Origin of the sequence: Flagellimonas pelagia (assembly GCF_003584135.1) — a bacterium.
In the GTDB taxonomy this organism is placed as follows: Bacteria; Bacteroidota; Bacteroidia; order Flavobacteriales; family Flavobacteriaceae; genus Flagellimonas; species Flagellimonas pelagia.
In genome coordinates, this window is record NZ_QXFI01000006.1 from 76,092 (window position 1) to 102,765 (window position 26,674).

Below are 26,674 nucleotides of genomic sequence, written 5' to 3' on the forward strand. Positions count from 1 at the left end.
ATGAAAAAAATCATTGGAGTAGCAGTGCTGATATTATGGTTTTTGGGTGTGCAACATAATTTGTTGGCTCAGGAAACCTACAAAGTCCATTCCCACAACGATTATGAACAGGAACTGCCGTTTTGGTATGCCTATAGCAATGGGGCAGCATCCATTGAGGCGGATGTATTCCTTAAAAATGGAACGCTGTATGTGACCCATGCCGAAAACGAAATCAAGGAAGGGAAAACCTTGGAAAAACTTTATCTGGACAGATTGGCAAGTTTGGAGAAATCAGGGGAATTAAGGAACCTTCAATTGCTCATTGATGTAAAATCCGAGGCCCATTCGACCTTGAAGAAGCTGGTTGAGGTGTTGGGACACTACCCATCCTTGGGCAAGGTTAAGTTTGTCATTTCGGGAAATCGCCCCAAAGCCGAGGAATATCAAAACTACCCTGATTTTATTTGGTTCGACCATCAAAATTTGGAGGAACTGGACAACATCGATTTAACCAAGGTAGGTTTGGTGAGCGTCAGTTTTAAGGATTTTTCGGTTTGGAACGGATATGGTAGAATGACGGCACCAGATTTTGAAACCGTTCAAAAGGCCATTGCTAAGGCCAAGGCATCAGGAAAACCATTTCGTTTTTGGGCCACACCCGATACCAAGACCGCCTGGACCCGATTGGCTAAAATGGGAGTGGATTTCATCAATACCGATGAACCAGCCTTGGCAGTACAATATCTGGAAAAACTTGTTGGAAATATCTTCCAACTTAAAAACGAAATTCCTGTTTATGAGCCAAAATATGGTTACGATCCCCAGTCAAAACCCAAGAATGTCATTTTAATGATCGGGGATGGCAATGGATTGGCCCAGATTACCTCGGCGATGATTGCCAACCGCGGAAAGCTTACCGTTGCTGGGTTGAAGAACATCGGTTTGGTAAAGACGGCATCTTATGATGATTTGATTACTGATTCGGCTGCAGGTGGAACGGCCATGGCCACTGGCAACAAAACGAACAATCGTGCCATTGGTGTGGGACCCAAAGGCGAAATTTTGACCAATCTGGTTGACATTACGAACCAAAAAGGTTTCAACACCGCCATTATTTCTACGGATGCCATTTACGGGGCCACCCCATCCGCTTTTTTTGCCCACCAAGTGGAGCGAGACAATACCGAGGGTCTTGTGGCAGATTTGACAAAGAGCCCATTGGATTTTTTCATGGCAGGCGGCCAAAATCAGGAGAGCACTATTTCCTACGTTTTTAAAACCATAAGTTTTGATGCGTTTGAAGATTTTTCCGGACCAACTGCGGTTTACCTAGGTGAGAACAAAGTACCCTCCATGAAGAATGGAAGGGGAGAAGCATTGCCCGAAGCGGTTAAAAAATCATTGGATGTATTGGGAGCCAAGTCCGAACCTTTTTTCTTAATGGTGGAAGGAGCGCAAATCGATAATGGGGGACACTCTAACAGTACCATTGATATTGTCCAGGAAATGTTGGATTTTGACCAGGCCATTGCAGAGGCCATCCGTTTTGCGGATGCCGATCAAAATACGTTGGTAATCATTACCGCGGATCATGAAACATCAGGTTTTGGAATCGTTGGAGGAAGCTTGCAGGATGGTACAGTTCAAGGTGATTTCTTGACCGTAGACCATACTGGAATTATGGTGCCGTTGTTTGCTTATGGTCCCCATGCGGAAGATTTTAACGGGGTATATGAGAATACCGAGATTTTTCAAAAAATCTTGTTGGCCCTGGGGCTCAAATAAAATTTTAGGTGCGTCTGCCTTTGGTAGGCGCACTTATTTATAGCCTTGCAAGCGTCTAAACCCAAATGGATATCATTCAAGGCTCAATCTTGATTTTTTTATGAGCCTTTGAAGCCTCTTTGCCCCAATGGGATATGGCATCCAGAACGGGGATCAGTGTTTGTCCAAATGAGGTAAGTCCGTACTCCACCTTCAACGGTGGCTTGCTGGTGTACACTTTTCTGCATACGAGACCGTCGGCTTCCAATTCCTTTAATTGAAGGCTCAAGGTACGTTCGGTGATTGTGGGGATTTCCTTGCGGAGTTCATTGTACCTTTTTTTATCCTTGGTGAGATGTATTAATATCACCGATTTCCATTTTCCTCCTATGTATTTCATTGTGAGGCTGGTACTGCAAGGGAAATGTTTGTTGTCAACACAATACATATGTTAAAATTGTTTTAAAAATGTATGCTATACATTTTGACCGTTATTGCAAAGATATAAAACTGTATATATGTTTGTAACTATAAAAAGTATAGTTTATATAAAACACTTGAACAATGGATTTTTTACATCTGGCAGAACAACGTTACACAACAAAAAAATATAATCCCGATCAAAAAATACCCGAAGATCGAATACGTGCACTGAAGAACATACTTCGGTTAAGTCCCTCTTCCATCAACAGTCAGCCATGGCGATTCGTATTTGTATCTGATGAAGCCATAAAAGAGGAGCTGGCCAAACAGTCTTTTTTCAATGAGCAAAAGATCAAGGATGCCAGTCATTTGGTAGTGTTTACAGTAGTCAATGACATCAATAAGTTTGAGGAACAAATAGAAAAACATTTACAGCCGGGGAGTGTAGGATACTTCAAACAATTTTTAAAACCACTACCGGAAGATCAGATCAAATCATGGCTTTCGCACCAAGTATATTTATCCCTTGGCTTCTTTCTAGGAGCCTGTGCCTCAATGGGTATTGATTCCACACCTATGGAGGGCATCCAAAAGGAGGGATACGACTCCATTTTGAAACTGGATGGATATACCACTTTGTTTGCCGTTGCCATAGGATACCGCGATGAGGACGATGCCAATCAGCCAGCCTTAAAGCAAAAATCCAGGATGGATCTCGAAGCCGTGGTCCAATCCCTATAACTCCCTATTTACATTTTAAAATATTGATACGGAAGACGCTGGGATCATCCGTCCAAATACTATTTTTTAAAACAAACCAATGAAGCACTTACACATTATCAACGCCCATCAATATTATCAAGGGATTGCCGAAGGAAAACTGACCAAAACCTTGGCAGAGACCACCAAGACTTTCTGTGAAGATCACGGATATACCTATTCCGAAACCATAATTGAGGATGGGTATGACCCTGCGGAGGAAGTGGAAAAATATGTAAAGGCGGATTATATTGTATTGCATACGCCCGTCTATTGGTTCAACACGCCTTGGATCCATAAAAAATACGTGGATGAGGTCTTCAATACCGGGTTGGCTTTGAGTAAATTGTTGAAAGATGATGGCCGTACCCGAAAGGATCCCTCCAAAAATTATGGCACTGGCGGGCTGATGCAGGGAAGAAAAATGACCATGGTAACTTCATGGAATGCCCCGGAAGAATTTTCGGGAAACAAAGATCAATATTTATTGAGTGGAAAGACCGCAGACGATGTACTGTACAATGTTGGGGTCAATTACCGATTTTGCGGATATGAGGTGCTGCCCAATTTTCATTGTTTTAATGTGATCAAAGATCCACAAATTGAGATGTATCTTCGCGATTACAGAAATCATCTCGAACACATCATAAAATAGATAAACCATTTACAACAGCATCATGAAAGTATATGTAATTGCCATCATTACCAGTAAACCGGAATACGTTAGTGAGGTTAAAAATGCCTTGGTAGAGCTTATGGAGGAAACCCATAAGGAAGAAGCCTGTATTCAATATGACCTTCATCAGGACAAGGAGGATGAAAACCGATTCATCTTTTATGAGATTTGGGAAGATCAAGAAGGTTTGGACAAGCATAATGGACAGCCCCACATTAAAAAATTCCAGGCTTTTGCCAACGGAAAACTGCAGGAAACCCCAGTGGTCATCAAGGCAAACAAGGTTTAGTCTGTTGGTTTGATAAACCCCCGAAAAAACCATTTCTGAATAAGGAGTTAATAATTGCATACAGCTCGATCAGATGCTGTAGTTTTGCACCATGTTAGCGGAAATTATAGCCATGTACAAGGATTGGGGGAGGTTGCTTTACGATTACCTCCTTAAAACAGGGATGGGGGAAGGTTTGGCTTCCTATATCAACCTGTTGATATTGTTGTTGGGAGTTTTGATCGTGGCCTTCGTGCTCGACCTGATCTTATGGAAGGTGTTGCGTGCGGTTTCCATCCGGTTGGCTCGTAAGTCGAAGAATAACTTTGACAATTTTTTAGTGATGCACCAGGTGCCCCGCTACGTGGCACATATATTTCCATTGGTGCTTCTACTTGAGTTTGTTCCAATTGCCTTCATGGATTTCGACTATGCTGGGACCATTGCGTTGAAGACCATCAAAATTCTTTTTGTATTCCTTACCCTGGTCATTTTTAGAAAATTCTTCAAAAGTACCAACGGCTATTTAAAAACATTGCCAAGGTTCAAGGATAAGCCCATCGACAGCTATGTGCAGGTGTTCATGATCTTTGCTTGGGTGGTGGGTATCCTTACCATATTTGCCATTGTGACCGAGACCACGGTCTGGAAGTTTTTTACAGCATTGGGCGCCGCCTCGGCCATCATATTGCTCATTTTTAAAGATTCTATTTTGGGGCTGGTAGCCAGTATTCAGGTCACCATCAACGATATGGTACGGATAGGGGATTGGATCACTTTTGAAAAATATGGCGCCGATGGGGATGTGATCGAAATTTCCCTGGCCACGGTAAAGGTCCAGAATTTTGACAAGACCATTACCACCATCCCAACCTACGCTTTGATTTCGGATTCCTTCAAAAACTGGAGAGGGATGCAGGTATCGGGTGGAAGACGTATCAAGCGGGCTTTGATCATCCGTCAAAAAAGCATACGGTTTTTGACCGAGAAGGATCTTGAGGCCTTAAGGAAAATCCAATTGGTTGAATCATACATCAACACCAGAAGCGAACAGATTAATACCTACAATAGGGACAATAATATTGACAAAGCACTATTGGTGAACGGCCGCAACCTTACCAATTTTGGGGTATTCCGGAAATATGTCACCAATTATCTCCAAAACCACTCTGCCATCAACAAAAACATGACATTGATGGTACGGCAATTGGAACCTACCCCAAAAGGAATTCCTTTGGAAATTTACGCCTTCAGTTCTGATAAGCGTTGGGAGAACTACGAATATGTCATGGCAGATATCTTTGATCATCTACTAGCTGCCCTGCCTTATTTTTCTTTGGAAATTTTTGAATTCCCCACCTCCCTTACCACCGATATGTCCGAACATTGATTTTGGATTTTTAAGTGGGTTTGTTCTAACCATTTTAATTGTGTTCTCCCAAAGGAAAGCTGAAGTACATATGGGTTAATCCATAATTATTGATAGACCATATCAAGAATAATCCAAAAGTTGTTCCTCGGAAACAAAAGGTACCAATCTTGAAGGATTAAAGCCGTATTTTTGGAAAATACCAAACCAATAACATTATGAATTGTAGAGTTTCCCTTAAATCAATTTTTTATTTTTCCATTGCATTATTGACCAGTCACTTTGTGACAGCCCAAGATTGGAACGGATACACGGCCACATCCTTCCAGAATCAAGAAAAAATGGAAGCCATGTTACTCCAGAGCATGGATTTTCCCAGTTATAGGGAACACTTGAAAAAATTAACGGAAAGGCCCCATATTGCCGGTACACCCGCCAATGAAAAAGTAGCCGATTATATGGCAAAGGTCATGGAAGGAGCAGGGATGAAGGTGGATCGCTATCCTTATGACATTTATATGTCCACAGATGGAGGAACGTCCAGTATTGATCTTGTCACCCCAATTAGATTGCCCCTCAACCAGCAGGAGTACATCATGCCAGAAGACCCTTTTTCTTCAGACCCTGCTTTGGGCAAAGGATGGAATGCCTATTCAGGAAGTGGCGATGTGACTTCTACCGTTGTTTATGCCAATTATGGTACCAAGGAAGATTTTGAAAAGCTCATGGAAATGGGCATCGAGATCAAAGGAAAAATTGTAATCGCCCGTTATGGAGGAAACTTTAGGGGGTATAAGGCTAAGTTTGCCGAGCAATATGGCGCGGCAGGATTGATTATTTACACCGATCCGGCCGATAGTGGCTATATGAAAGGGTTGGTGTATCCGAACGGGGTGTATTATGATGAAAGTGCCATACAAAGAGGTTCACTCCTCACAACCGATTATGAAGGGGACCCATTGACTCCTTTTGAACCTTCCCTACCATTGGATGGTAAAAAGAAAATTAAGCGGATGGACCCGTCCGAAGCCAGTTTGCACACTATCCCTGTCCTTCCCATTGCCTATGGTGCGGCCAAGGAGATTTTTGCAAGGATGAACGGAAAAGTGGTTCCTTCGGGTTGGCAAGGTGGCTTGCCGTATACCTATCGTTTGGAAGGTGGAGAAGGGCTCACCGTTCGGGTACAGGTAGACCAGAAAAAGGATTTTACACGGATCAATAATGTGGTGGGAACTTTTAAAGGTTCCGAATATCCGGATGAATGGATCATCTTGGGCTGCCACTACGACGCCTGGGCCTTTGGGGCCACCGACCCGAACAGTGGTACGGCCATGCTTTTGTCTTTGAGCGAAGCTTTGGGCAAGATGGTGAAAGAAGGTAATTCCCCCAAACGATCCATACTTATTGCCCATTGGGATGCCGAGGAGCACGGTGTGATTGGATCATCGGAATGGGTGGAGCAAATGCGTGATGCATTGGGCGCCAAAGCGGTTGCCTATCTCAATTTTGATGGGGGTGTTTCCGGTAAAAATTTCGGGGCAGCTTCTTCCCCCACTTTAAAAGGTCTGGTGACCGAAATGGCCCATAAAGTGGATTATCCTTATACTGACAAAACGCTCTATGATCAATGGAGAGGGGCAAAGGAAACACCTTCCATCGGCAATTTGGGAGGAGGTTCTGACCATATCGGTTTTTATATGCATGTTGGCGTTCCCTCGCTAAGTGGAGGGTCTCACGGGCCTACGCTTTACCATACCAATTATGATGATTTCCATTTTTATGAAACCTATGTGGATCCAGAATTTAAAATGGGTGGGACCATCGGACAATGGGCCGGCTTAATGGCACTGAGAATGGCCAATGCAGAGGTTATCCCTTATGATGTAAAACGGTATGCCACTGATTTGAAAGGTCATTTTGAAAATGCCATCAAAAAAATACAGCAGTTCGATAGTGGGTTTAAAGGTTTTGAAAAGGTCGATAAAGCCATTGCTGTCTTGGAAAAGAACACAACTGTCTTGGATGCAGCCTTGTCCAAAGCTCTGAGCGGGGATAAATTGTCCAAAAAGCAGCTTACAAGTATCAACCAGCAACTGATTGCCTTGGAGAAAAGTTTTATTGATGAAAAGGGCATGTATTACGGTTCTTGGTACAAATCCTTGTATGCCTCCACTGACCCGTTCAGTGGGTATGCCTCATGGATCTTACCGGGATTGGAATATGAAATATCACTTACCTCTACCGATAGGTTGGAGGAATGGGACCAACGTTATGCCGCCGCCATCGAATCCTTGGCCAACAAAATATTGGTATTGGCGAACAGTTTGTCCTAAAAAACTTAAAGATATCAAATGGAAAGCAGGCCTTTCGGCCTGCTTTTTTATAGCTTGTTTTAAGTAGGGTTGTGCACAGTTCGTGTTTCGTTATTCCTTATTTTTTTGTCGTTCCATTTCAAATGCCTCGCTCCTCTTTATTTGTTCTTCAAGATTCCATTCAAAATCGAATCTATTTTTAAGAAATTCCGCTATTGGCCCAAGCCCAATTTCAGCTCTTCTTTTATCTACATTTATTGGGTCAAGTACAGGCCATACATTAAAACTTTTAGTTTCCGGATAGTATTTCATCTGACCCCCGTAGATTTGTAAATCCCCTCTTTCCGTTGCAATTCTATCCTCGGCTCTAACTAGAAAGCGAGGTTCCAGCTTTTTATCTTTTACAGCTTTTCTCATCATCGGAAGATATTTTATTCGGATTTCATTGTCCGAATGTTGAATGACATTGCATATCGTCCAATTTCCTTGTTCTCCGATCATTTCTTTTGTTGGCCAACCATACTTGTCAAGTATGGTCCTCACTTTTTTTTCATTGACGATATGGTTCTTCTCATAGATCAATTGCTGTTCATTGTACTCCTTTGATTCCGCTCCGTAGATTCTCATTAAAGAATCCCTTAATCTTATTGGTGTTTGTTCCGTTTGCCAGATAGTGTCTAAAACTGCAATTAGGCTTTCAGTTTTATGAGCATTTGTTGTGATCTTTTTTGAACTGTTTTTGTTTGAGCAAGAAGTCGTAATAAGCAGAAGTAGTATGAAGAGAAATCTCATTTTTGATTTTAAATTAGCTCTAAGCCAGGTTTGGTAATGAATGCAAACGGTCCGGTATAACTGTCAGCGGAATTAAAGTTACTGTTTTTTAGTTTTTAGCTAGGGGACAACATTGTTTTGGGGTGTATTTATTTTACAAAACCCACTACTTGATAGGGTTCCTTTGGGAAACCGTATAAGACTACTTTATCGTAGTCAATTTCCTTGATTGCCAACAAAATGACCCTATTTCCATTATCGTACAAAGTACCAAAATAGGTATCTTTTATTTTTTCCAATACAAGCTTTCTTCCTTCTTTTCCGAGCCTTTTGTTGAGTTCCTGTATTGTTATGCTGTCCAATGTTTGGTTGAATTTAAAATCCAGTATTTCGTTGTTCCATTCTATAAAAAACTGAAGCTTTTGGATTTCCTCTTCAGTTAATTCGGTCAAAGTAGGTGTTAGTCGCTCATAGTGTATGGTAAATTCAGTGTATTCTGTTTTGGATTCGTTTTCACTGATTATGGTATGTGTTTTTCCCATCCGAAAAAATCGAATTCGATTTTCGTTGATGACTTCATTTTTAGTTTCCGACCATTTTTCGCTGTATAACAACTTCTTTTGCAAAAATCCATCTTTTAACTGGTCCAATATTTCATAATGAAATATTTGATCCCCTTCAAATTCGATGACCATCGGCTTTCCATAATATTTTCCATCGTTGATCATTAACCAAGTTCCGCTCATTTTTGAATTGATAACTAATGTTCCATAAGTTAGGAATTTTAATCAAAAATTATGTGTTCCAGAAAAGTTGATCGATGTTATTTTTTGATTGGATAGCCAACGTGTACAAAAAGAGTTTTAGGGAAAAGATAAATCAATCACTTTCAAGATGTTTCTATAAGCAGAAATTTTTACTTATTTTTTGCAATCCTAAATCCGAATCCGTCATTTCGTGTATCAGGTGGGGATTGGTATCTTACTTCTGGCATATGAATGCCATATTCCAAAGGTTTTCCATTGGCATCTTGTGTTTCGTAATACCAACTCACCCCTTTGGAAATTTTATATGCGCCTTTGGGAGGTCCTTGCGGGTTTGTTTTGTTGATTAAACTATCTTTTTCTGGATTGTACCAATCAAAAACCCATTCCCCTATATTTCCGGTCATATCATAAATACCGAGTTCGTTTGGCTTGAGTAGTCCAACCTTATGAAAAGTACTATCCGAGTTTTCCCTGACCCAGCCTACTTCCACTGGGTCATTACTCCCGCTATATGTAAAGTTTTTACTTTTTCGCCCACCTTTTGCGGCATATTCCCATTCTGCTTCCGTTGGTAACCTTCCTCCAGCCCATTTGGCAAATTCGTTTGCTTCATCCCAAGTTGCCAACATGGGTTTTTCATCTTCCCATTGATAAAACACTTTTTTTCCGTAAGCATTTTCAATGGGTGCTTCCGGCATGCTTCTTCCGGTGCTTTTACAAAATTCTTTGAATTGTTCCACAGTAATCTCATATTTACTGATGTAGAAGTCGCTAATTTCCACAAACCGGTGCGGGCTGGTAAAACCTGTAATGGTATCTCCTTTTGGACTGATGATTACTTGATTCTTACCTTGTTCAAAGGTTCCGCCTTTTACAAAGACCCATTCGATTTCCGTTTTATTCTGGTTTTGTTTGCAAGAAAGGAAAACCAGAATTCCTAATACTAGTAAAGTTTGTTTTTTTATCATTTTTTGATTTTTGTTTGGTTTAATAACATGGGTTCAAGGGAGAATCATTGGAAAGATGTTTAGCTGCCATAATTAAATTTTAGTCTTCTATCCTGATGAATTCAATGTGCTTTAAATTTTGACCGGATACCTTAAATTTAATGACACTACCCTGTATGTCCCTTATAAAATCCAGTTTGCCGAAAAAGGATTTTCTAGAGTAAAAACTATCCTTGGTGAGTGGTTGGAGTGCTATGTCTTCATCTGAACAATGTTTTGCCATCAATACTGCGTCTTGGATGACCAATTCAAAAATGGAATTCAATTCCTCATTTTTATATAAGCCTGTAAAGTCGGTAAGTTTTACTTCCTTAGGTCGAATCGTTTCCAAGGTTATCTTTTCACAATCGTATTTGAAATCGGCAATATGAAAAATGAAACCGTTTTTATAAAACGAAAATTTAGCGGTTGGGATGTAGGGGAACAGGAATTCATCATCGCCTATTATAGGAAGTGGAGCTTTATCCTTGGTTCCATAGGATTGGAAATAGAGTGTGTCTTTGTTGGCGATAATGTTGAAATAGTTTCCAGGAAACATTTCGTAAGTGCCTTCAAATGATTTTAACTCCCTTTCGGTATAATGTGTTTTCTTGGGGGGCAAGGGTTCTTTTAAATGGTCTTTGAGGAATGTATCCACTATTTGGTAGACAACTTCTAGCGGCGTAAAGTCATTGTTGTTTCCAAGGATGACAACTGAAAATTGAAATTTTGGAACATGCAGAATATATGAACGATATCCCGCATCGCCACCTCCATGAAAAACCAAATTCAGGCCTTTATAATTTTTGAATTCCAACCCTAAGCCATATTGAACCACTTTGCCTGAATTGAGTTTAGTTGGTTTTTGCATCTCCTGAAAAATCTCTTTGGCTTCAGCAGGGTTTTGGAACATAGATGCCCATCTACCCATATCGTTAATTGTAGTACTTATCCCTGTGGAACCGTTGGATTTTAAATTAAAGGGGTAATTAACGTAGGTCCCATGTTCCAACTTGTATGAATGCGCCTTGTTTTTCACAATAAGCTCTGGACTGTCTACAGCATTACTCCGCATCATTCCAGCTGGTTCAAAAACTTTGTCTTTTAGTGCCTGCTGAAATGATTTTTCTCCAACACGTTCTATAATTTCTGCCAGTAGAGCAAGACCTGTGTTATTGTATTCATATTTTTCTCCCGGTTTAAAATTAGTCGTCTTAATGTTCAACAGCATTTTTATTACCTCTTTATGTGTCATTCGATCTTGAGGTCCAATGCCGATCAAATGGGCCAATTCATTCAAATTAGGTAGGCCATGGGTATGGTTGGCCAATTGGTATAGATTTATTTTGAACGGAAGATCCTTCAATTCTGGCAGGTACTTCCGTATGTCGTCACTCATGGACAGCTTGCCCTCTTTCTCCAATAAAAGGGCCAAAAAAGCTGTAAATTGTTTGGAGACCGATGCAATATGAAAGGCTGTTGAGTCGGAAATGGAAATTCCCTGTTCAAGATCGGCCATGCCAATTTGATTTTTATATATGGTTTTCCCCTCTTTTATGATGGCAACCGCAATGCCTGGTTTTTTTGGATCATAATGGCTACCAAGTATTGAATCAACTTGGTGAAATTCTTTTTGATAATTTTTTTGCGCCAAGAAATTTTGAAAGGATAGGCCAAAAAGAAACAGAAGTAAGATCGATTTTCTCATGATGTACAATGATGAATATGGCCCAAACATAGAGGTCGTTTTTCATAAAAGTGTCCGAATAAGAAAGTCGGACTAAATATTGTACTGTATGAGTGGTGGTTTATTGTGAGAGGGCCGCTTTTCTGTAGGCTTTTGGGGTTTGATGGGTGATTTTCTTGAAGGCGGTGTAAAAGGAGGATTTCGAATTGAAACCAACCTGATAGATGATTTCTAAAATGGTGAGTTTTCTATTGTCTGGATTTTCCAGGATTTCCTTGGCCTTGTCTATTCGATATTCGTTTATAAAATCAAAGAAGTGTTTGCCCAAGTGATGGTTGATTAAAATCGACAGGTCTCTATCGGGCATTTGCAAATGGGAAGCCAACTTTTCCAAGGTAAGCTCGAAATCCAGATAAGGCTTCTCGTTTTCCATAAAGTGTAACAATTTTTGGATAGCTTCAAGGGTTTCGTCGTCCTTTTCTGTCTCGGTTTCTTTTTCCCTTAAGATGGAATGAACCGGAACAAGTCCTGTTTTAATGCCTGTGAAAAGCTGCGGGTGGTACAAAGCGGTCAAAACAAACCAGCAAATGATGAATAAGGCCGTAAGACTGATGATAATATACAGGACCTGGATCAAGTTGCCTTCACTTCCCAAAAATAAAGCTCCCATTTTTAGCAATACAAAAACATGGGCAAAACAGAAAAATAGGGTTATTCGAAACAACCATTGATATCCGGTACGATCGGCATTGGAATAATTCTCCAGATAAAGGGTCTTATATCTTTTTAGGGCATGAAAAACAGCGAAGATATAGCTGAAGTATTGCACTTCTACAACGATACTGAAATAGAAAAGACTCTGCTCGGAAATGGATGTGATTTTAAAGACCAGCACAAAAAGCAAAAACAACGCCCCGTGTAACCAATGCTTAGGTTTTATCCTGAAATCAGAGTAACAGACCGAGAGCACATAAAAATAGAACAGGGGCATCTGTAAGAGTGTGGAAGAAGTTTTCAGTATCCTGAAATTGGGATGCTCCATAAAAAAGCCAATGAGGAACAGTCCCGATAAATCCAAGGCGGTAACCAGCAGAAATATGGCAAAGATGCGATTGGCCATTTTCTTCTCGCTTTTGACAGTGAACAAGAAAAATGAAAATAGCACCATCAAAAAAAAGATGATTTTTCCCAAACTGGCGATAAGTTCCAAACTACTCATGCTGTCTATCCACAATTATTTGGTCTTTATAAATGTAGGTGTTTTTGGATGAAAGCAAGATTGGCCTTCATTATCAATGCTGTTATTTATGACGGATGTGTTATATGTTCATCAAAAATCCATTCAGGTTTTCTTTTCTGCCCAACCCCAGCTTTTTTCGCAACCTGTAACGGGCCAACTCCACACCTCCATTGGAAATGTTCATCACTTCCGCGATCTCCTTGGTGGACATATTCATCAACAAATAAGTTGAAAGATCGAGTTCTCTGGGGGAAATGTCGGGGTATTGTTCCTTGAGTCTTTTTAAGAAATCAAAATGTACATTCTTGATGTGTTTTTCAAGATCGTTCCAACTGTTACTATTGATTTCTTTCGTGATGCTTTTCTTTAGGGTGCTCAGTTGAGCTTTACTTTCATCATTCATGGATTCGGTGTCCATCTCTTTTAATTTCTGAATGATGTTGCTCAAGATTTTGTTCTTTTTCACTACTTGGAGCGAGTTGTTCACCAATTCCTTGTCCTTTGCGAGTATTTTGGTCTTTAACCGATCCCTATTGAGTTTCTGTATTTTCTTTTCCAAACGGTATTGTTCCATTCTAATTTTGGACTCTTTTTCAAGGTACAACCTTCGCTGTTCGATGGTCTCATAATATCGGTTCTTTCTTATTTTGGCCCTTACCTGTAGTCGTATCAGATATACAATTAGACAGGCCAACATAAAATACCCGATATAAGCAATAAAGTGCCTGTACCAAGGTGGATTGACGGTGAAGACCAAAGTGGCCGGTTCCGATTCCAAGCCATAGTTGTTTTTTTCCTTCACCCTCATGGTATAGGTACCTTCTTTGAGATTGGTATATTCCTTGATCGACTGTTTGGACCAATGGCTCCATTGCAAGTCAAAAGGTTCTAGTTGATAGGAGTATTGTATGTTGTCCGCGTTCTCGAAATCAGGAGAGGAGAAAGTAAACTTCACATTGTTGTTTGCATATGATAGCTCTAGGTCGGCCGATTTTTCCTGTGGATTGCCCTGTACTATGGTCTCGTTGCCAAAAGAAAAGGTTCTTATGAAAACCTTGGGTTTGGTGAGGTTATCACTTGAAAATCCTGAGTCATAATGAGCCAGTCCGTTGATCATTCCAATGAAGATATTGTGTGGGTCAATCGTATTCACGGACAGATAGTTGTAAACAAAATTACCTTTAAGGATGGAGAAGGGCTCCATCACATTGGTGTAACTACCATCTCTGGCTTTCATTAGAACACCTAGGGATTCCGATTCGTTGTAGGAATACCAAAGGTTTCCGTATGAATCTTGGGATATGGAGTTGATGGGAGGTACTCCTTTGAAGAGTTCACTGAATCCTGTCTCTTCCCTAAAAGAATCAAAGTTTTTCGAGTACGTGTAAAAATGGTTGTTGGAAACAAAGTACAAGGTGTTGTTGATTTTTTGGAGTGTGCTGACTCCATTGCCATCACTGCCCAACGTGGCAAACTTATTTTTTACAGAGAATTCCTCAAGATTATCCGAGAATTCAAGCTGATACAAAAACTGGTCTCGGAGTAACCATAGATAGCCAGATTCGAGTTCAAAGTCCTTTGAACTGTTATAAAATCCCTGTACCCTATTTTTAAAGGCAAAACCATTTGGGGTTATCTCAAACACGGTAAAACCACCATAATTGGAACCTACAAAAAGATTTGGATGTTCAGGAATTTTTTTGAAGCCAAAGTACCCCGTATGGTCCAGGATACGATCTACCTTCCCTTCTTTAATAATCATAGCCCCTTTGTTGTTGGCACAGATAAGTTCACCGGATATCACTTGGATGTTCCATGACTGTGCTGCCGTACCTTCAACCAGTTTAAATGAGTCATCTGTAAAATTGCCTTGTAAACGATGGTAAAAGACCCCTTGATTAGTAGCCACGTATAGGATTCCGTTGTGGGTTGTTGAGGCATAAACGGAACTTAAATTAAGACTGGAACTGAAATAGGTGAAAGGGGAATTGATGTTCAAATAGGAAATTCCGTTATCGAGGCCCAACCAAAGATTGTTCGAACTGTCAATGAACGAACTCAGAACTGTATTGTTTTTTAAACCCTTTTTTAGGTCCACGTGTTGAATGATTTCCCCTTTTGTGTTGCAGATGATAATCCCTCCCAAAACGGAATTCAACACGATGTCATTGGCATTGATCATGACCCCACCTAGGGAGCTGTTCTTTTTAATGAATTCATTGGCTTCGGTATCCCAGGGCAAGACATGGCGACCATCATAGACAAAAAGTCCGGCCTCCAGTGTTGCAATGAGTAATCTATCCGTTTCCAAGGGGAAAATGCCCCATATTTCGTAACCGTTCAAAGCTGTGGTTCCGGACAGGGGAATCATGTTCCCGTTTTGGTATTCAACAATACCTTTGGTGATATCTTGGAAATAAACCTTGTCTTTTACCTTGAAAGAAAATTGAAACCTTCCCTCAACCGGTATTACGGTAATGGATTCATTTTTTAATATGTAGGCCGCGGTAAAGGATTGAAATATCACTTCATCATTGAGCAAATGGATTTTCCAAATAAAATCGGTGGATTGATATCCATCACCCTGAATTTTGGGAATCAATGAAACATAATCCAGATTCCCTTTCTCGTCTGACTCAAAATATCCAAACTCATTATAAGCACCTACATAAATCCTCCCGGAAATGGAATCGAACTTCACCGATCTAATGTTTGTAGAGTTGGGAATTCGATAGGTGCGCCAAGTGGAACCATCATACTGTAGAAGACCATTGTTATTGGCAAAGTATACATTTCCATTTGAGTCTTGGTGTATGTCCCAGTTCTGGGTTCCACTCTGATATTCGGTCTTCGTAAAGTTCTTGATGTTGGGAAGACCGGTTCCCTTCATCTGGCCATGGGCAATTGTTGTAAAAAAGAACGATAATAGTAAAAGTTTGACCGATTTATATATCCGGTTGGTTAAGGTTCTTTTTATGTATGAAAATAGTAGGGCCATCATCCGAAAAGACTTTCAAAATCAGTAGATACCAAGTTTTTTATGAACTCGGAACAGCAATTTATGGATTGTTGTGTTTTTTACAAAAGTGAGTATGCCAAAAGTAAGTATTTATAATTTTTAAAATATTGATTATCAATATTTAAAAGTTTTATATGATGTGTTTTTGTAAATATTTTTTACTGTTTTGATGTGTTTTTGTAGTGGAATACAATTGTGATATTGATAAAATCATACCTAATATCGTTGTCAAATGCACATTTTTTTAACAGTAATTAACTTAAACTAACAAACACATGAAGCTAACTAAGTCATTTGTGCTGTGTGCTTTATCCTTAATGCTATCCATGTATGTACAGGCCCAGAACATCACTGTTCGTGGCATGGTCAAGGATGAAGGTGGTGTTCCGCTCCCAGGGGCATCTGTAATAATTAAAAACACAGATAAGGGGACTTCTACCGATTTTGACGGAAATTTTGAAATTGAAGCCCCTTCTGATGGGATTTTGGTTTTCAGTTACATTGGTTATGTGCCAGTGGAAGAATCGGTCAATGGCAGGTCACAGATTATGGTCACCTTGAATTCCGATGTAAATCTTTTGGATGAAATTGTTGTGGTCGGCTACGGTACCCAAAAGAAAAGTGTGGTGACCGGTGCTATTTCCGGGGTGAAGGAATCCGACTTACAAGATCTGCCTATCAATAGAGTAGAGCAATCCCTCCAAGGTAGAGCATCAGGGATTACCATAGCGGCCAATTCCGGGCAACCAGGGTCTTCGTCTACCATTCGGGTGAGGGGTGTTACGACTTTGAATAACAACGAACCTTTGTGGGTAGTAGATGGGGTAATCGTAGATGCCGGAGGTATAGGTTACCTTAACCAGTCCGATATTGCCTCCATTGAGGTATTAAAAGATGCAGCTTCTGCGGCTATTTATGGATCGCGAGCTGCCGCCGGGGTAATTTTGGTTACCACTAAGAGCGGTAAATCTGGTAAATTGAGTGTCAATTACAGTGGCTACACGGGTATGTCGGCACCGGCAAGAAAGCTGGATCTGCTCAATGCAACACAGTATGCATCGTTGAGGAACGAAGCATCTGTTGCTGGAGGCGGGGGCATACTTTTCCCAAATCCAGAATCTTATGGAAAGGGAACGGATTGGCAAGAACTTATTTTTAACAATAGCGCCAAACGCGAAAACCATGAAATCAGTATAAGCGGTGGTAATGAAAAGTCTACTTTTTATGCCTCTTTTGGATATTTGGATCAAGAGGGTATTGTAGTTTCTGATATTTCCCATTACATGAGGAAGAACTTCCGCTTGAATTCGACCCACAAGATTAACGACTATATAAGATTTGGCCAAACCTTTGGATATTCCAATGAAAAAAATGCGGCCATTGATGGCAATACCTTTTACGGGGGGCCGTTGTCCTCTGCGGTCAACCTGGATCCCATTACCCCCGATATAGAAACTGACCCTGCTGTTCTCAGTGGTGTTCCCTATGTGGATGATACCGGTAGCTTAAGGCCAGACCTGATCTTGGCACCCAATGGCTATCCGTATGGTATTTCCACTTTGGTTGGACAGGAAATGACAAACCCATTGGCCTTCACAAGGACTAGGTTGGGCAATCATACTTGGGCGGATAACTTCGTAGGCAATGCGTATGTGGAAGTGGAGCCCATCAAGAATTTGAGGGTAAGGAGTACCTTTGGAGGTAAATTGGCCTATTGGGGGGGACAGTCCTTTAACCCAGTGGCCTTTTTAACATCTTCCTTTGTTACCTCCCAGAACAGTCTTTCCAGAAATACCAATAAGGGTTTTGGGTGGAATATAGAGAATACTGCATCTTATACCAAGGAAATAGGTGAGCACGATTTCACCGCACTTTTGGGACAGGGCGTTTATGTGGACAACATCACCGAAGGGCAGTCCATTACCTACAACAATATTCCGGTTAACAATTACAAGGATGCCTCTTTTAATTTTGATATTCCTACCGAGCAAATCAATGCAAATGCCTCTACAGGGGTTATCCATAAAGTAACCTCTCTTTTTGCAAGATTGAACTATGCCTATATGGAAAAATATCTGTTTACGGGTATTGTTAGAAGGGACGGTTCCAGTCGTTTTGGTTCCAATAATAAGTTTGGGGTGTTCCCATCCTTCTCATTAGGTTGGGTAGCGGACAGGGAAAACTTCTGGCCGGAGAACGAGATAGTGAACCAATTGAAAATTAGAGGTAGCTACGGGGTTACCGGTAGTGACCAGATTGGGGATTTCAGGTATTTATCCACCATAGGTGATGGGAGGAACTATCCCGTTGGAACCTCAGGATCGGTTACCATTGGTAACAGTCCCGATGCACCTGCCAACCCAGACTTGAAATGGGAGGAGACCAGCCAGACCAACATTGGTTTCGATGCTACATTCTTCCATGGGCTTAGTCTCACATTCGATTGGTATCTGAAAAAAACAACAGGTATTTTAAGGGATGTTCCACTACCAGGTTACGTTGGGGCCACAGGAAGTCCTGCTGGTAATGTGGCCGATATGGAAAACAGGGGGATAGACTTGGGAATGTCCTATAATAAGGATTTTGGTGATTTTGGATTTTCATTGAGTGGAAACGTTTCCACAGTGGACAATGAAGTAACCTTCTTGGGTGCCGGGGTGGACTTTTTATCAGGAGGTACAACCGTTCAGGCCAGTACTTTCCCCATTACCCGTACACAGGTAGGACAACCCGTAAACTCCTTTTACGGCTTTGTGACCGATGGTATTTTCCAAAATCAAGCGGAAATAGATGCTTATGCCAATGGTGAAGGGGTACCTATGCAGCCCAATGCTAAGCCAGGTGATTTTAAATGGAAAGATGTCGATGGGGATGGGACCATTACAGATAGCGACAGGGATTTCTTGGGAAGCTCCATTCCTAAGGTCACTTTTGGTATTAACCTTAACCTGAATTATAAAAGCTTTGATCTTTTGGTATTTGCCCAAGGTGCTGCAGGGAACAAGATCTTTCAGGCCTTGCGCAGATTGGACATTGGAAGTGCAAACTATCAGACCTCTGCATTGGGAAGATGGACAGGGGAAGGAACCTCCAACTCGTTCCCGAGACTTACCACCAACGATACCAATAAAAACTTTACGAACCCCTCGGATTTCTATTTGGAAGATGGGGATTACCTAAGGTTCAAGACCATCCAATTTGGATATACCTTCCCGCAGGATGTAATGGAGAAAGTGGGGATATCAAAATTAAGGCTGTACATCACAGGTGAGAATCTGATAACCTTCACTCGATACACTGGCTTTGATCCTGAAATAGGTGGAGATGTGCTGGGAATAGACAGAGGATATTATCCACAGGCCAGATCGGGAATGTTGGGCGTTAATTTACAATTCTAAAAAAAATATCATGAAACTGAGAAACATTAATTATTTGGTTTTTGGTTCAATAATGGTTCTGGCATTTACCTCTTGTAGCAAAGAGTATTTGGATGTGGAGCCCAAAGGGACCTATTTGGAAGAAAATTATTATAGTAATGAAACCCAGGCCTATTCCGGTTTGATCGCCATCTATGATGTTTTGGGGAAAGAATCCCGGGGATTTGAAAATATGGTGACCATGATGAACGCAGGTTCAGATGATCACTATGCAGGTGGGGGAGGTCCAGATGATGGTGCCGGGATCCATGCGTTCTCCAATTATTCGATTACAGCCTCTACTATTCCTGCAAGTTATTGGGGAGATTATTACCAAGGAATCTTTAGGGCCAATGTGCTCCTTTCCAAACTCCCCGATATTCCAATGGGAGATGCGAACAGGGCAAGGTTCACGGCTGAAGCTAAGGCTTTGCGGGGCTATTTTTATTTTCAATTGGTGCGTATGTTCGGGAATATACCATTGATTGTCGATCCCCTTCCCACTGCAGATATCTACAATGTGGAGCAAGCATCCAAGGAAGCGGTATATGCCCAAATAGAAACCGATTTGGAAGATGCGAAGAACAGCTTGCCGGATATGGTAAATCTTACCACGGAAGCAGGCCGTTTTAGCAAAGGTGCTGTTCAGGCTCTATTGGGCAAGGTGTACCTTTATGATGGAAAAAATGCCCAGGCGGCTGATGAGCTTGCCGAGGTGAATGGAACACCAGGGGGAACCAGCAAATATGGATACAGGTTGTTGGATAATTTTGCCGACCTGTGGGATTTTCAAAACACGTTCAACTCGGAATCCATATTGGAAACGACCAATACCAACCAAAGTAATGCGGATTGGGGATTTTGGGGTTCTGGTGCCGATGAAGGCAACAGTATCAACATCATGGTAGGGCCGCGTAGCTATGTAAGAAGCTCAGGGTCAACTGCGCCTGATTTTGCGCCGGGTTGGAGTTTCAATGTGTTTACCCAAAGCTTTTACGATTTGATCAAGGACGACCCTAGGTTCGATGCAACCGTTGCTGATTTGAAAGCGTATGAAGAGGCGGACGAAATTGAATACCTACACGGGGATCAGGACACGGGTTACTATCTAAGGAAGTTCATGCCCTTGAACAGCGATGCCACAACAGGGGGCGGCGTTAAGGAACTCAATTACCAACAACACGTTTATATGATTCGTTTGGCGGATACCTACTTGCTTGAGGCCGAGGCCTTGGGAGGCTCTGGTGCAAGGGCGCAAGCCTTGTTGGATGCCGTAAGGGCACGGGTTGGATTGCCCTCCGTTCCGGTATCGACCCAGGCCATATGGAACGAACGCCGTTTGGAATTGGCGGGAGAAGGACATAGATGGTTTGATTTGATAAGGACCGGAAATGCTGCCACAGCTCTTGCCAACAAAGGGTTTACAGCAGGAAAAAATGAAGTGCTGCCCATACCATTACGAGAAATGGAGAATACTTTGATTGTCCAAAATCCTAACTATTGATAAACGATGAAAAATAGATTTGTCATGATACCTAAGAAAACTAAATATAGATCAATTGTACTCGGGGTACTGGGCATGATCATGCTGGCTGGTTGCCAACCAGAGGATTCTTTTGAAAACAATGGATTGACCGACCCAAATTTGGATGCTTCGTTCACTATTACACCGGTCAGCGGAACAGCGAACAGGTATGTTTTGGAGGCCCAAAACTTAAATTATATTTTCTCAAAATGGGACATAGGTGAAGGTGCCTACCAAGGAAAATCAACAGAGGAGATTTTTTTGCCCGATGCGGGCACCTATAACATTACGCATATAGCCGTAGGAAGGGGAGGCGAGAGCAAAAGTGCTTCCCAAGAATTGGTGGTTGCCGAATCGGACCCCAATGCAGGTAACCTTGTGGTTGGCGGAAAGTTTGAAACCGACGAGGACATTGCCCAATGGACCATTTTGAACATCAGTGCGTCGGGAGCCAGTTGGACCTTTGATTCAGGCTCGGCTACCATAACTGCAAGTGACTGGAACCAACAGGGCATCTTTCAAGCCATTGAAGTACAGGGTGGTAAAAACTACGCTGTGGATATGAGCGTCCAAGGGGAAGGTTCCGTTGATACTTGGTTTGAAGTATATGTTTCCACTACAGCTCCTGTTCAGCTTAGTGATTATTCCGCTGATGGTACCAGAATCGGATTGAATACCTGGGCAGGCTGTGGGGGAACACCGTTCAGTGGTAAGTTGTCCCAACTGAGTTGCTCTGGTAGTGGCAATGTGGTAAGCTTTGACGAGGATACCACCATTTATTTGGTAATAAAATGTGGCGGAGGAAACGTTGGAGCCATAACCATTGACAACGTAGAGCTAAGGGGGACCAATTAAAAGAAAGTTAGTTAATTTAGTTTTGAGTTAGATTTTTTTAAGTTCATAGCCCATGGTGTGCTGAACCATGGGCTATTTAAACATGCCGGTCTTTGCCGGCCCCAATGCCATGAAATTTACCCCCGTTTACATTTTTTCTTTTTTATGTTTCCTAAGTATTTCTTGTGATGATACCGTAAAGAGCAGTACATCCTCCGATACTGCAGAGGAAGAGGCCATAGATTTTTCCGCCAAGGGAAAACCAATAACCATTTACACCACTGCCAATAGCACCGCTCTTCGGCTTGCCGTTTCTGAAGGTCCTGTATTCTCAGACGCTGAGCAACCCTTGGAAAAAGAGGTTTCGGTATTTGTGGAACCTAAAAAAATGTTTCAGACCATTTTGGGAATTGGCGGGGCCATTACCGATGCCAGTGCAGAAACGTTTGCGAAGTTGGATGCTACAAAACAGGAAGAGCTGTTGGATGCCTATTATAGCAAGGACAAAGGTCTGGGCTACACGCTGCTGAGGACCAATATCCACAGTTGCGATTTTAGCAGTGGAAGTTACACATACATACAAGAAGGGGATTCTGCTTTGACCTCCTTCTCCATAGCCCATGATCAGGAATTCCGTATCCCAATGATCAAGAAAGCCTTGTCAAGGGCAGGTGGGTCTTTGGTTACCTATGTTTCCCCATGGAGTCCACCGGCTTTTATGAAAAGCAACAAAAATATGCTGCAGGGAGGCACTTTGTTGCCCGAATACTACCAATCTTGGGCCAATTACTTTGTAAAGTTCATTCAGGCCTATGAGGAAGAGAATATTCCCATTTGGGGGTTGACAGTTCAAAATGAACCAATGGCGAAACAAACCTGGGAGTCCTGTATTTTCAGTTCGGAGGCAGAAAGGGATTTTGTGAAGAACTATTTGGGCCCAGCCTTGGAAAAAAGTGGATTGGCCGAAAAGAATATTGTGGTCTGGGACCACAACAGGGATTTGATGGATCAGAGGGCCAATGTCATTTTTGGTGATCCTGAAGCATCAAAATATATATGGGGAATGGGATTTCACTGGTACGAGGATTGGTCAGGTGGAGATCAGCTGTATGAGAATGTGGGAAAGGTACAAGAGAGCTATCCTTCAAAGAATTTGTTGTTTACTGAAGGTTGTAATGACCGTTTTGATGCTGCTAAATATCAGTTTTGGCCAAACGCGGAGCGTTACGGCAAAAGTATGATCAATGATTTTAATAATGGAACTGTCGGTTGGACGGATTGGAACATCCTTTTGGATGAAAATGGAGGGCCCAACCATGTGGGCAATTTTTGTTTTGCCCCGATTCATGCGGATACCCGAACAGGGGAGCTGATCTACACGCCATCATACTACTATATTGGACATTTCTCAAAATTTGTTAGGCCGCAGGCAAAAAGAGTGGCAACAGCTGTGAGCAGAAGTACGTTGCTCAGTGCCTCCTTTTTGAATCCCGATGGAAAAATGGCCACCGTGGTGATGAATCAAACTGATAGCTCCATTTCATATAATCTATACGTAGGTGACCAAAGAACAAGGATCGAGATTCCGGCACATGCCATTCAAACGGTTGTCTATTAATTAAATAGAAAGAAATTGTTGTTCATGAACACAAAAAATATATTGATTGCCGCATCCTTTGCGATCGGATTGTTGCTGGTACATTGTTCATCTTCTACTGATGATGGTGGTTCGGATAGCCCAACACCAAACCCTCCAAACACAGGGACACCGCCTACCGTTTCGGAATCCGTGGATGTTTGGTTGACCAAACCGGACAAAAGTGTATTGCTGACGAAACAGTCGAACGCCCTGCCGTTCGGTACCAATCCCAACAACTATCCAAATATTGAGGTAAATCCATCTTTGACCTATCAAACTATCGACGGTTTCGGGTTTACATTGACAGGGGGTAGTGCGGAGGTCATCAACCAATTAAGCGCTGGTGATAGGAACGAGTTGTTGCAAGAATTGTTCGGCACTTCGGAAAACGATATATCCATCAGCTACATCAGGGTAAGTATCGGCGCATCCGACCTGAATGCCGAACCCTTCACTTATGATGACATGCCAGAAGGTGAGACGGATGAATCGCTCGATAATTTTAGCCTGGATCCGGATAGGGACGGTGTTATTTCAGTTCTTAAAGAGATTTTGGAAATAAGCCCAAACATTAAAATATTAGGTTCCCCATGGTCTGCCCCGGTTTGGATGAAGGACAACGGCAGTTTTGTTGGTGGAAGCCTTAAGCCTGAATATTACGGAGTATATGCCCAATATTTTGTGAAGTATATTCAAGCAATGGAGGCAGAAGGCATAACCATTGATGCCATCACCATTCAGAATGAGCCCATGCATGATGGGAACAATCCCAGTATGGTCATGACGGCTGAGGAACAGGCTGAATTCATCAAAGACCACCTTGGACCAGCCTTTGGGGATGCAAATATTTCAACCAAGATCATTGCTTGGGACCATAACTGTGATAATCCACAATATCCCATTACGGTACTGAGCGATACAGATGCTTACCCTTATGTGGATGGTTCCGCTTTCCACTTGTACAATGGGGACATCAGTGCACTTTCCACGGTACACAACTCATTTCCGGAGAAGAATCTTTACTTTACAGAGCAGTATACTTCTTCCAACGGATCTTTTGACGGGGATTTGAAGTGGCATGTAAAAAATGTAATTATTGGGTCCATGCGCAACTGGAGCCGAAATGCCCTGGAATGGAACTTGGCGAACGATGAAAGCTTTGGTCCGCACACGGATGGTGGTTGTACCATCTGTAAGGGAGGCTTGACCATAAGTTCTGGAGGTAATATCACCAGAAATGTAGGGTATTATATTGTGGCCCACGCTTCAAAGTTTGTACCACAAGGGTCTACCCGGATTTCTTCCAATATTTCCGGGAACCTTCAAAATGTGGCCTTCAAGACACCTGATGGCAACATAGTTCTCCTTGTGGAAAATGATGGGGATGCTTTGGAATCTTTCAACATTAAATATAAGAACGAATGGACCGCCGCTTCACTGAGTCCCGGTGCGGTCGCTACCTATATTTGGAAACAATAAATGGACAACCTCATGAAAAAAATACTATTCCTTTTAACCATTCTGGTAAGTTCAACAGTGTTCGGCCAAGGCTTTTTGCATACAGATGGACAAAAAATCGTTGACGGCCAAGGCAACAATGTGCTCCTTAGAGGTCTTGGTCTGGGCGGTTGGATGGTACAAGAGGGGTATATGTTGCAAACAGCTGGTTTTGCTGGGCCACAGCACTCCATCAAACAAAAGATAACGGAACTAATTGGCAAGAAAAATACCGAGGAGTTTTATGAGGCCTATTTGGCCAATGGGGTCACCAAACGTGACATAGATTCACTAAAAGCTTGGGGATTCAATTCCGTTAGGTTGCCCATGCATTACAACCTGTACACCCCACCCATTGAAGAAGAAAAGGATGGAACAAATACATGGTTGGAAAAAGGATTCACCATGACCGACAATCTTTTGAAATGGTGTGCGGATAACGAGATGTACCTTATCCTTGATTTACATGCCGCCCCGGGAGGACAAGGCCATGATGCCAATATCTCGGATTATGACGACACAAAACCTTCCCTTTGGGAAAGTGAGGCGAACAAACAAAAAATGATTGCTTTTTGGGAAAAAATGGCCGAACGATACAAGGACAGCCCATGGATGGGTGGCTACGACATCATTAACGAGCCCAACTGGAACTTTGAAGGTGAAAACCCCAATGGATGTGATGAAATGAACAATGCCCCATTGCGCCAATTGATGGTGGATATTACCATGGCTATCCGAAAAATAGACAAAAAACACATCATCATTATTGAAGGGAATTGCTGGGGGAACAATTACAATGGTGTTTTTCCACTTTGGGACGACAATATGGTCATAAGCTTCCACAAATATTGGAATTTCAACACCACGGCATCCATTCAACAAGTGCTGGATTACAGGGAAATGTACAATGCGCCGATTTGGCTGGGAGAAAGTGGGGAAAATTCCAATGTCTGGTTCAAGGATGTTTTATCATTGATGGAATCCCACAACATTGGCTGGGCATTTTGGCCCATGAAAAAGGTGGAAAATATTGCAGGCGTTACATCGGTCACCAAAAACCCTGGGTATGAAACACTTTTAAACTATTGGCAGAATGGAGGTGAAAAACCTTCTGTTGAGTTTGCCAAAAACGCTTTAATGCAGTTGGCCGAGAACTATAAAATGGAAAATGTGACCATTAAGCCCGGCGTTGTGGATGCTATGTTCAGGCAAGTGCACACTTTTGAGACCAAAGCCTACAAAACACATACAATTCCTGGTCTTATCTATGCCACAGAGTATGATATGGGGACCAACAATTATGCATACAAAGATGCCGATTATATCAATTATCGGGTGAGTACAGGGGAGCGTGGAGATTGGAACAAAGGTCGTAAAATGCGAAATGATGGGGTGGATATTCAAAATTGTGGGGATGTAAAAACCAATGGCTACGAAGTTTTTGATATACAGGATGGGGAATGGTTGCTGTTTACCGTAAATGTGAAGGAGTCCGGCACCTATAATATGAACGTGAGATATTTAGGCTTGGAGGGCACAGGAAAACTTTCCCTAAAAGTTGACGGGGAAACCGTATCGGGCAGTTTGGAGTTGGCCGCCACAGGAAATGACACTTCATACAAAACAGCGACTTTGTCCGGTGTTGATTTGAAAGAAGGTGTCCACAAGCTAAAGGTGATGTTTGAAAAAGGCGGGTTCAATCTAAATTATATTGAATTTACAGCCAAATAGATAGCTTCA

At 41.9% G+C, this 26,674-nt stretch carries 19 protein-coding genes; 12 read left to right on the plus strand and 7 right to left on the minus strand.

Translation table 11 applies throughout. The annotated features are described in order from the left end of the window. Complete coding sequence (locus D2V05_RS00690) at window positions 1-1,767, plus strand: alkaline phosphatase (RefSeq protein ID WP_119645712.1); 1,767 nt, start codon at window positions 1-3, stop codon at window positions 1,765-1,767. 76 nt (window positions 1,768-1,843) lie between these two features. On the opposite strand, the gene D2V05_RS00695 is transcribed toward D2V05_RS00690, so the two are convergent. Next, entirely contained in the window at window positions 1,844-2,194 is a 351-nt protein-coding gene (locus tag D2V05_RS00695; protein WP_119645713.1) for a winged helix-turn-helix transcriptional regulator, read from the minus strand. Window positions 2,195-2,310: 116 nt separating this feature from the next. Between D2V05_RS00695 and D2V05_RS00700 the strand changes: the two genes are divergently transcribed. The 5 genes from D2V05_RS00700 (at window position 2,311) to D2V05_RS00720 (ending at window position 7,574) form a co-directional block, all read left to right on the plus strand. Then, on the plus strand, window positions 2,311-2,910 hold the full coding sequence (locus tag D2V05_RS00700) for a nitroreductase family protein (protein WP_119645714.1): 600 nt from the start codon (window positions 2,311-2,313) through the stop codon (window positions 2,908-2,910). Between the two features lie 79 nt (window positions 2,911-2,989). Beyond that, window positions 2,990-3,583, plus strand: coding sequence for an NAD(P)H-dependent oxidoreductase (locus tag D2V05_RS00705; RefSeq protein WP_119645715.1), 594 nt, complete (start codon window positions 2,990-2,992; stop codon window positions 3,581-3,583). 22 nt (window positions 3,584-3,605) lie between these two features. Continuing rightward, window positions 3,606-3,893: a putative quinol monooxygenase gene (locus D2V05_RS00710; protein ID WP_119645716.1), complete on the plus strand. Its 288-nt coding sequence runs from the start codon at window positions 3,606-3,608 to the stop codon at window positions 3,891-3,893. A 112-nt stretch (window positions 3,894-4,005) separates the two neighbouring features. Further along, window positions 4,006-5,262, plus strand: coding sequence for a mechanosensitive ion channel family protein (locus tag D2V05_RS00715; RefSeq protein ID WP_119645744.1), 1,257 nt, complete (start codon window positions 4,006-4,008; stop codon window positions 5,260-5,262). A 197-nt stretch (window positions 5,263-5,459) separates the two neighbouring features. Continuing rightward, a complete protein-coding gene (locus D2V05_RS00720) occupies window positions 5,460-7,574 on the plus strand; it encodes a M28 family peptidase (RefSeq protein ID WP_183114761.1) in 2,115 nt (704 codons plus the stop codon). 90 nt (window positions 7,575-7,664) lie between these two features. Here the strand turns inward: D2V05_RS00720 and D2V05_RS00725 are convergent, their stop codons facing one another. The 6 genes from D2V05_RS00725 to D2V05_RS00750 form a co-directional block, all read right to left on the minus strand. Continuing rightward, window positions 7,665-8,345, minus strand: a complete 681-nt coding sequence (locus D2V05_RS00725; protein WP_119645717.1) for a DUF6624 domain-containing protein — start codon at window positions 8,343-8,345, stop codon at window positions 7,665-7,667. A 128-nt stretch (window positions 8,346-8,473) separates the two neighbouring features. Then, window positions 8,474-9,070 (minus strand): hypothetical protein, encoded by a 597-nt coding sequence (locus D2V05_RS00730; RefSeq protein WP_147378200.1) that lies wholly within the window; start codon window positions 9,068-9,070, stop codon window positions 8,474-8,476. 170 nt (window positions 9,071-9,240) lie between these two features. After that, window positions 9,241-10,059, minus strand: coding sequence for a formylglycine-generating enzyme family protein (locus D2V05_RS00735; protein ID WP_119645719.1), 819 nt, complete (start codon window positions 10,057-10,059; stop codon window positions 9,241-9,243). A gap of 79 nt (window positions 10,060-10,138) precedes the next feature. Next, window positions 10,139-11,815 carry a serine hydrolase domain-containing protein gene (locus D2V05_RS00740; RefSeq protein WP_119645720.1) on the minus strand — a complete coding sequence of 559 codons (1,677 nt, stop codon included), beginning with the start codon at window positions 11,813-11,815 and terminating at the stop codon, window positions 10,139-10,141. A 70-nt stretch (window positions 11,816-11,885) separates the two neighbouring features. Then, on the minus strand, window positions 11,886-12,983 hold the full coding sequence (locus D2V05_RS00745; protein ID WP_119645721.1) for a helix-turn-helix domain-containing protein: 1,098 nt from the start codon (window positions 12,981-12,983) through the stop codon (window positions 11,886-11,888). A 100-nt stretch (window positions 12,984-13,083) separates the two neighbouring features. Beyond that, window positions 13,084-15,894, minus strand: coding sequence for a triple tyrosine motif-containing protein (locus tag D2V05_RS00750; RefSeq protein ID WP_235855350.1), 2,811 nt, complete (start codon window positions 15,892-15,894; stop codon window positions 13,084-13,086). A 404-nt stretch (window positions 15,895-16,298) separates the two neighbouring features. Here D2V05_RS00750 and D2V05_RS00755 point away from each other — a divergent pair, with 404 nt between their 5' ends. From D2V05_RS00755 to D2V05_RS00780, 6 genes are all read left to right on the plus strand, one after another. Continuing rightward, window positions 16,299-19,421: a SusC/RagA family TonB-linked outer membrane protein gene (locus D2V05_RS00755; protein ID WP_119645722.1), complete on the plus strand. Its 3,123-nt coding sequence runs from the start codon at window positions 16,299-16,301 to the stop codon at window positions 19,419-19,421. Window positions 19,422-19,431: 10 nt separating this feature from the next. Further along, complete coding sequence (locus tag D2V05_RS00760) at window positions 19,432-20,943, plus strand: RagB/SusD family nutrient uptake outer membrane protein (RefSeq protein WP_119645723.1); 1,512 nt, start codon at window positions 19,432-19,434, stop codon at window positions 20,941-20,943. Window positions 20,944-20,967: 24 nt separating this feature from the next. Continuing rightward, window positions 20,968-21,819 (plus strand): hypothetical protein, encoded by an 852-nt coding sequence (locus D2V05_RS00765; RefSeq protein WP_147378201.1) that lies wholly within the window; start codon window positions 20,968-20,970, stop codon window positions 21,817-21,819. Between the two features lie 67 nt (window positions 21,820-21,886). Continuing rightward, window positions 21,887-23,416, plus strand: coding sequence for a glycoside hydrolase family 30 protein (locus D2V05_RS00770; protein ID WP_235855351.1), 1,530 nt, complete (start codon window positions 21,887-21,889; stop codon window positions 23,414-23,416). A 24-nt stretch (window positions 23,417-23,440) separates the two neighbouring features. Continuing rightward, window positions 23,441-24,916, plus strand: a complete 1,476-nt coding sequence (locus D2V05_RS00775; RefSeq protein ID WP_119645725.1) for a glycoside hydrolase family 30 protein — start codon at window positions 23,441-23,443, stop codon at window positions 24,914-24,916. Window positions 24,917-24,928: 12 nt separating this feature from the next. Further along, the gene (locus D2V05_RS00780; RefSeq protein WP_119645748.1) at window positions 24,929-26,665 is read left to right on the plus strand and encodes a cellulase family glycosylhydrolase; all 1,737 of its coding nucleotides are present in this window, start codon (window positions 24,929-24,931) and stop codon (window positions 26,663-26,665) included. The last annotated feature ends 9 nt before the right edge of the window (window positions 26,666-26,674 follow it).